This is a genomic window from Streptomyces sp. NPDC058534, assembly GCF_042717365.1.
Lineage (GTDB): Bacteria > Actinomycetota > Actinomycetes > Streptomycetales > Streptomycetaceae > Streptomyces.
The window spans coordinates 89,177-95,839 of sequence record NZ_JBHXNW010000029.1 but is presented as its reverse complement, the minus strand read 5'-3'; the positions used below and the strand labels follow the sequence as shown (position 1 = coordinate 95,839).

Below are 6,663 nucleotides of genomic sequence, written 5' to 3'. Positions count from 1 at the left end.
AGAATCTGTCGGCAACGCACCCACGCTGCCGAGCGGACCGGCTTCCACCACCTGCACGCCACCCCAGTCCACCCCCTCACCCCGAGGATCGGACCCACCGATGGCGACCGCACACGGCCACGCCGCGCCCGAAAAGCCCGAAACACTCAGGCAACCACAGAATTCTAGAGACGTTTCGTGGCTCGGACGACTGCGGAGTGCATTCCGCGCGCCACCTCGTGGGTCGGGGTGAGGGTGATGTTCTCGAAGCCGGCTGAGGTCAGGCCCTCCTGGTATTCGGCGAAGGACAGGGCGCCCGCGATGCAGCCGGCGTAGTCGCCACGTTCGGCGCGCTGGGGCGGGGTGAGTTCGTTGTCGGCGACGACGTCCGAGATGCCGATGCGGCCGCCGGGGGTCAGGACGCGGAACATCTCGGCGAAGACGGCGGGCTTGTCCGTGGACAGGTTGATCACGCAGTTGGAGATCACGACGTCGATCGTGTCCGCGGGCAGCGGGACGGCCTCGATGGTGCCCTTCAGGAACTCGACGTTCGTGGCACCGGACTTCCTCTGGTTGGCCAGGGCGAGGGCGAGCATCTCCTCCGTCATGTCCAGGCCGTACGCCTTGCCGGTGGGGCCGACGCGGCGGGCGGAGAGCAGGACGTCGATGCCGCCGCCGGAGCCGAGGTCGAGGACGCGGTCGCCCTCGTGGAGGTCGGCGACTGCGGTGGGGTTGCCGCAGCCCAGAGATGCGACGACCGCCTCGGCGGGGAGGGCGTCGCGCTCGTCGGTCGTGTACAGCGTGGCGCCGAAGCCGTCGTCGAGTTCCACCTGCCGCGGGCCGCAGCAGGTGGAGCCGCCGTCGGCGACCTGGGTCGCGGCTGCCGCGTATCGCTCACGGACGGTCTCGCGCAGGTCGGTGGTGGGCTGGTCGCTCATGGGGTGCCTCCTGGGTTACCTGGGTTTCCTGGGTCACCTGGGGTACGAGGTCCGGAACTGGTTGCATTAGTGACTGTCGATACAAGCTTGCACCCTGGATCGGAGTTCGTCAATATAGAAGTATGTCGAAACAGGATGTCGCCGACGGATGCTGTCCGAGGCTGTTGGCGCCGATCTCCGCGCTCGTGGCGACGAACTCCTCGCTGGCCTGGAGGGGCAGGATGCCTCCGTGTCCGAAGGCGAGTCCGGCCAGCAGGTAGAGGGGGATGGGTGAGAAGCCCACCCGGCCGGCGTGCACGGGCGTCTGTCCTCCGGTTCGGATCGGTGGCGGCGTCTGTGCGCCTTCTCGGCCGAAGGCACGGCGGGACACGACGCGTCGTGACGTAACGTACTTCTCGGATCTCGGGTCTCGGATCTCAGGTCTCGGACGGAGGGCACCGGGTGCCCCGGCCCCGCTCGTACCGGTGCGGGTCGAACAGCTCACCGGCCACGCCGGCGAAGACCAGGCCGGCGGCGATGAGCAGTCCGTGGGCCAGCACCAGGCCGGTGGCCAGCGCGCACAGCGCGGCGGCGAGCAGCAGCCAGGCCCGCCGGTACCGGTACTCGCGGGGGCGGCGCGGCCGGCCGTCGGCGAGGGCCCCCGCGAAGTGGGGGTCCTCACGGTGCAGACGGGACGCGATCTCGCTGAGGCGTTGGTCATCGGGCATGGGCACGTTGCCCCCCTTCCGCGTCGGTTGGGGCCCGGGGCCGGGGAGTTGACTCCAGCCTCGCCCGCGGCGGATGCCGGGCACCATACAGATTGGTACCCAAATCCAGCGACGTCGGATGTGTAGGGAAACGTGCAGATCTTGTCGCGCCTATCGAGTTTCAATAGATTCGCAGCGCAGGCCAAGTGCCGGCCCGGGGGCCTGCTGCGCCGGGAAGCCGCGGACGGCGGGTGACCTCCGTAGTCTGGGAGAAGATCTGCGTGTCCCGCGCGCTCGCGGGGGCCGACCCGGGAAGGACCGCATCGTGATCATCTTCGGCACCAAGGGATACCTCTACCAGCTCGCGATACTGACGCTGGTGTGCGGACAGTGCGGGAATCCCTCCGCGCACACGCTCAGGAAGCGCGTCACGAAGTTCACGCTGTTCTTCGTGCCGCTGTTCCCGTTCTCCACGAAGTACGCGACGCAGTGCACGTTCTGCGGCGCCGAGCAGCAGGTGTCCAAGGAGCAGGCGGAGCAGCTCCAGTCGCAGGGTGGCGTGGGCGGCCCCGGCGGCGGTGGCGGCGGGCAGGCGTACGGGGCGTCGCCGCAGCAGCCGTACCAGCAGCCCTAACTGCGCTACCGGGGTCCGCCCGCGCGGTCAGCCGGTGATCTCCACCTTGCCGTTGCGGGAGTCGGGGCGGGCCGAGGCCGCCTCCGGTGCGTCCTGGCCGGCCGTGTCGGCGGAGTTCTTCGCCGTGATGCCCTTGAGCAGGGACGCCAGGTCGACGCCGGTGGTGGAGCCCAGCAGTTCCATGCCCTGCGCGACGTTGTCGGCGACCGTGCGGGTCAGGCGGCTCGCGCCGTCCGTCGAGATGACCGTCATCTTGTCCACGGCCGCGAGCGGCTCGGACGCCTTCGCCACCACCTGCGGCAGCACCTCGACCAGCATCTGGAGCACGGCCGCGTCGCCGTACCGGTCGAAGGCGTCGGCCTTCTTCTCCATCGCCACGGCCTCGGCCGCGCCCTTGGCGCCGATCGCGGCGGCCTCCGCGTCACCCTCAAGACGCACGGCCTCGGCGATCGCCGCACGCCGGGAGCGCTCGGCCTCACCCTGCTTGAGGCCCTCGATGGCCTCGGCCTCGGCCAGCGCGCCACGCCGCTGCTTCTCGCCCTCACCGGTGAGCCGGGCCCGCTCGGCCTCCGCCTGGGCGGCGGCGATCCCCGCGGACCGCTCGGCCTCCGCCTGCTTCACCCGCGCCACCCGGCGGGCCTCCGCCTCCTGCTCGGCCGCGTACCGCTGGGCGTCGGCGGGCTTGCGCACCTCGGTGTCGAGCTGACGGTCCTTCAGCGCGGCCTGCCGCTCGGCGACCTTCTCCTGCTCGGCGAGGATGTCCTGCTGCCGGGCCGCCTCGGCGAGCGGACCCGCGGCGTTGGCGCGGGCGGACGCCTGGTCGGTCTCGGCCTTGATCTCGGCCTGCTTCAGGTACAGCGTGCGCTGCGCGACCGCGATCTCCTCCTCGGCCTTCAGCCGCGCCTGCTCGGCCGCCCGCCGGGCCACGGCCTCGGCGATGTCGGCCTCCTGCCGGGCCCGTGCCGCCTCGGGACGGCCGAGGTCCTCCAGGTAGGAGCCCTCGGTGGTGATGTCCTGGATCTGGAAGGCGTCCAGGACCAGGCCCTGCCCGGACAGGCTCGCCTCCGCCTCCTCGGCGACCTGGCCCGCGAACGCGGCCCGGTCCCGGATGACGTCCTCGACCGACATCCGGCCGACGATCGCGCGCAGCGCGCCGGACAGCACCTCCTGCGTGAAGCCGACAATGCCGTCCTGCTGCATCAGGAACCGCTGCGCGGCAGCGCGGATCGCGTCCTCCGTGCCACCGACCTTGACGATCGCGACACCTTCCAGGTTGGCCTTCACACCGCGCAGCGTCACCGCGCCGCGCACGGCGACCGGGATGTGCCGCGAGGAGAGGTCGAGCGCGAACCGCTGCTGCACGAACGGCACGACGAACACGCCACCGCCGACCACGACCTTCTGGCCGCTGTTGTCGGTGAACACCCGGCCCGTCTCCGGGTCGGTGGACTTCTTGCCGCGCCGGCCGGTGACGATGAACGCCTCGCTCGGGCCGGCCACCTTGTAGCGGCTGACCACCACAAGTGCGAGCAGCACCACGAGTACGACGACTCCCAGCACCGCGATGACGACAGGACTCATGACAACGCCCCCGAATCACAAAGAAAGACAGAACAGAGAGACAGAGAACAGAGAGACAGAACAGAGAGAGGCAGGGACGCTCAGCGGTCCACCGGGCGGACCACGACCGACGTTCCCGTCGGCACCGCCTCGACCCACACCTCGGCGCCCCGCGCCACCGGCACCGCGCTGCGCGCCGCGCACTTCAGCGGCTGACCCGCGAGCCGCAGCAGCACCTCGCCGTAGCCCTCGGCCGGGATGGCGGTCACGACCTTGCCGGAGGTGCCGAGCAGGTCGTTCGTACTGGGCGTGACGGCGGTCTGGTCGCGCATCAGCGCCCGGCTGAAGCGGTACGTCAGCCAGGCCGCGCCCACTCCCACGACCGCGCCGGCCCCGGCGGCCCCCGCCGGTCCGGTCCAGCCGCTGCCGAGAGCGATGGCGCCACCGAAGCCGGTCATCGCCACGAACCCGGCGACGACCGGCAGCGACAGCCACCCCTCCAGGACGCCGTCCAGCGCTCCGTCGAGCGCGCCTTCCAGCAGTCCGTCGAAGACCAGCGACAGGGCGAGCAGCACAACCCCCGTGATGCCGAGCCCGAGAAACCAGGCCATGTGTGCCGTCCCCCTCTCGCCCTTCGCTGAGCTCCGGTGAGAAGAATCCTCACATCCGGTGCGAGGCCGCGTCATTGCCGTGTTCCGGCAATCTTTACGCGTTCTTGATGCCACCCTCGGCCTCTTCGGGCGCTCCTGGAACCGCGCCCGGCGCCTGTACTGTCCTTCCTCAAATGGGAACTCATACGGGGAGCGTTCCGAATCAGGTTCCGCAGGGCGACGCGTACGCGCACATGGTGGTGTGCGGTGACGACGGGCTGGCGCACCGGCTCGCCGCCGAACTGCGCGGCGTCTACCGCGAACAGGTCACCCTCGTCGTCCCGCCCTCCGGGCGCCGGGTGCGCCAGCCGGTGGTCGGACGGGCCCGGGCGGCCTCGGCGGCGCTCCTTGACATGGTCAACGCGGCCGTCAACCGGACCGGCAACGGCGACCAGGGCGGCGCCGGCCGCGAAGGCGCCGGCCGTGAACTGGAGGCCACCGAGCCGACCGAGGACGTGCTCGCGGACGCCGGTGTCGAGCGGGCCGGCGCGCTGGCGCTGGTGTACGACGACGACGAGACCAACATCCGCGCGGCCCTGACCGCCCGCCGGCTCAACCCCCGGCTGCGGCTGGTGCTGCGCCTGTACAACCGGCGCCTGGGCCAGCACATCGAGGATCTCCTCGACCAGAGCGCCGCGCTGGCGACCGGTGACGGGCGGTCCTCCCGCTTCGACGGCGTCGAGTCGTCCACGACGGTGCTGTCCGACGCCGACACGGCCGCGCCCGCGCTGGCGGCCACCGCGCTCGTCGGCACCAGCAAGATCGTGGAGACGGACGGCCTGCTGCTGCGCGCGGTGGAACGGAACCCGCCCCTCCCCGGCCAGGTGGCCGACCCCGGCCTGTGCACCCTCGCGCTGCTCTCCGCGACCAGCAACGATCCGGCCGGGGCGGACGGTTCGGAGGACAGCGGGGAGGGTCCGCAGCTGCTGCCCGACGCGGCGGCGGTCCAGGCGGCGACCGGGCGCGGGACCGTGGTCCTTGAGCAGGTGTCGTACTCCGGACCGTCGCTGCCCGCCGGGCGCGCGAGTGTGCCGCCGTTCGCCGAGCTGTTCTCGCGGCGGCTGCGGTGGTCGCTGGCCGGTCTGGCGGCGTGCGTGGTCGCGCTCGCCGTGGCGCTGATGGTGGTCACGGACGACCATCCGCTGCACGCGACGTACGTGACGATGCTCGACCTGTTCTCCATCAACGAACCCGCCCACAACGCGGACATCGGCCGTCAGATTCTTCAACTTCTCTCCGGTTTCGTGGGGTTGCTGTTGCTTCCGGTGCTGCTGGCGGCCGTACTGGAGGCCCTGGGGACCTTCCGCACCGCTACGGCGTTGCGGAAGCCGCCGCGCGGGATCGGCGGGCACGTCGTTCTGCTGGGTCTCGGCAAGATCGGCACGCGGGTGCTGACGCGGCTGCGGGAGATGGACATCCCGGTGGTGTGCGTCGAGGCCGATCCCGAGGCACGGGGGATGGCGACCGCCCGGCGGCTGCGGGTGCCGGTGGTGCTGGGGGATGTGACCCAGGAGGGCGTCCTGGAGGCCGCCAAGATCCATCGCGCGCACTCGCTGCTCGCGCTGACCAGTGTGGACACCACGAACCTGGAGGCGGTGCTGTACGGGCGGTCCGTGCGGTCCGGGCTGCGGGTGGTGCTGCGGCTGTACGACGACGACTTCGCGACCGCCGTGTACCGCACCCTGCGGGCCGCTCACCCCGGTGCGCTCACCCGGAGCCGGAGCGTGACGCATCTGGCGGCGCCGTCCTTCGCCGGGGCGATGGTGGGGCGTCAGATTCTGGGGGCGATTCCCGTGGAGCGGCGGGTGTTGCTGTTCGCGGCGGTGGAAGTGGCGGGGCATCCGCAGCTGGAGGGTCGGACGGTCGGGGAGGCGTTCCGGGCGGGGGCGTGGCGGGTGCTGGCGCTGGAGGTGGCGGACGGGTCCGCCTCCGGCGAAGGTGAGGCGGATGAGGATGTTGACGGGCCTCGGGAGTCTCGGTTGGTGTGGGATCTGCCCGACACGTATGTCCTCCGGGGTGAGGATCGGGTGGTGTTGGCGGCCACGCGGCGGGGGTTGGCGGAGTTGCTGGGGCGGCGCACGCGGCAGCGGTCCCCTGGGTAGGGGGTGGGCGGCGTGTGGGTGGGCGGGGTCGTAAGGGCTCGGCCCCTACGACCGGTCTCATATAAAAAAAAGAAGCGGGCGACCAAAAGAAAGGTGTATATGAAGGTGGGGGGC

Annotated in this window: 6 protein-coding genes and 1 pseudogene; 2 read left to right on the top strand and 5 right to left on the bottom strand. The window is 71.3% G+C overall.

Annotation, left to right across the window (positions count from 1 at the left end):
* Positions 1–164: 164 nt before the first annotated feature.
* The 3 genes and pseudogenes from arsM to ACFWR9_RS19620 all read right to left on the bottom strand — a co-directional run bounded on the left by arsM (position 165) and on the right by ACFWR9_RS19620 (position 1,624).
* Complete coding sequence (arsM, locus tag ACFWR9_RS19630) at positions 165–917, bottom strand: arsenite methyltransferase (protein WP_383843558.1); 753 nt, start codon at positions 915–917, stop codon at positions 165–167.
* A gap of 169 nt (positions 918–1,086) precedes the next feature.
* Positions 1,087–1,209, bottom strand: a pseudogene (locus tag ACFWR9_RS19625) (cation:proton antiporter); the annotation flags it as partial.
* 124 nt (positions 1,210–1,333) lie between these two features.
* Entirely contained in the window at positions 1,334–1,624 is a 291-nt protein-coding gene (locus ACFWR9_RS19620) for a DUF3040 domain-containing protein (protein ID WP_383843569.1), read from the bottom strand.
* Positions 1,625–1,928: 304 nt separating this feature from the next.
* Between ACFWR9_RS19620 and ACFWR9_RS19615 the strand changes: the two genes are divergently transcribed.
* Positions 1,929–2,237 (top strand): zinc-ribbon domain-containing protein, encoded by a 309-nt coding sequence (locus ACFWR9_RS19615; RefSeq protein WP_383843555.1) that lies wholly within the window; start codon positions 1,929–1,931, stop codon positions 2,235–2,237.
* 27 nt (positions 2,238–2,264) lie between these two features.
* On the opposite strand, the gene ACFWR9_RS19610 is transcribed toward ACFWR9_RS19615, so the two are convergent.
* Entirely contained in the window at positions 2,265–3,818 is a 1,554-nt protein-coding gene (locus tag ACFWR9_RS19610; RefSeq protein WP_383843552.1) for a flotillin family protein, read from the bottom strand.
* Between the two features lie 80 nt (positions 3,819–3,898).
* Positions 3,899–4,408, bottom strand: a complete 510-nt coding sequence (locus ACFWR9_RS19605; protein WP_383843549.1) for a hypothetical protein — start codon at positions 4,406–4,408, stop codon at positions 3,899–3,901.
* Between the two features lie 233 nt (positions 4,409–4,641).
* Here ACFWR9_RS19605 and ACFWR9_RS19600 point away from each other — a divergent pair, with 233 nt between their 5' ends.
* The gene (locus tag ACFWR9_RS19600) at positions 4,642–6,549 is read left to right on the top strand and encodes an NAD-binding protein (protein WP_383843566.1); all 1,908 of its coding nucleotides are present in this window, start codon (positions 4,642–4,644) and stop codon (positions 6,547–6,549) included.
* The last annotated feature ends 114 nt before the right edge of the window (positions 6,550–6,663 follow it).

Excerpts from the sequence above, each read along its gene's own strand:
- arsM (WP_383843558.1), bottom strand. The coding sequence starts at position 917 with ATGAGCGACCAGCCCACCACCGACCTGCGCGAGACCGTCCGTGAGCGA.
- ACFWR9_RS19620 (WP_383843569.1), bottom strand. The coding sequence starts at position 1,624 with ATGCCCGATGACCAACGCCTCAGCGAGATCGCGTCCCGTCTGCACCGT.
- ACFWR9_RS19610 (WP_383843552.1), bottom strand. The coding sequence starts at position 3,818 with ATGAGTCCTGTCGTCATCGCGGTGCTGGGAGTCGTCGTACTCGTGGTG.
- ACFWR9_RS19605 (WP_383843549.1), bottom strand. The coding sequence starts at position 4,408 with ATGGCCTGGTTTCTCGGGCTCGGCATCACGGGGGTTGTGCTGCTCGCC.
- ACFWR9_RS19600 (WP_383843566.1), top strand. The coding sequence starts at position 4,642 with ATGGTGGTGTGCGGTGACGACGGGCTGGCGCACCGGCTCGCCGCCGAA.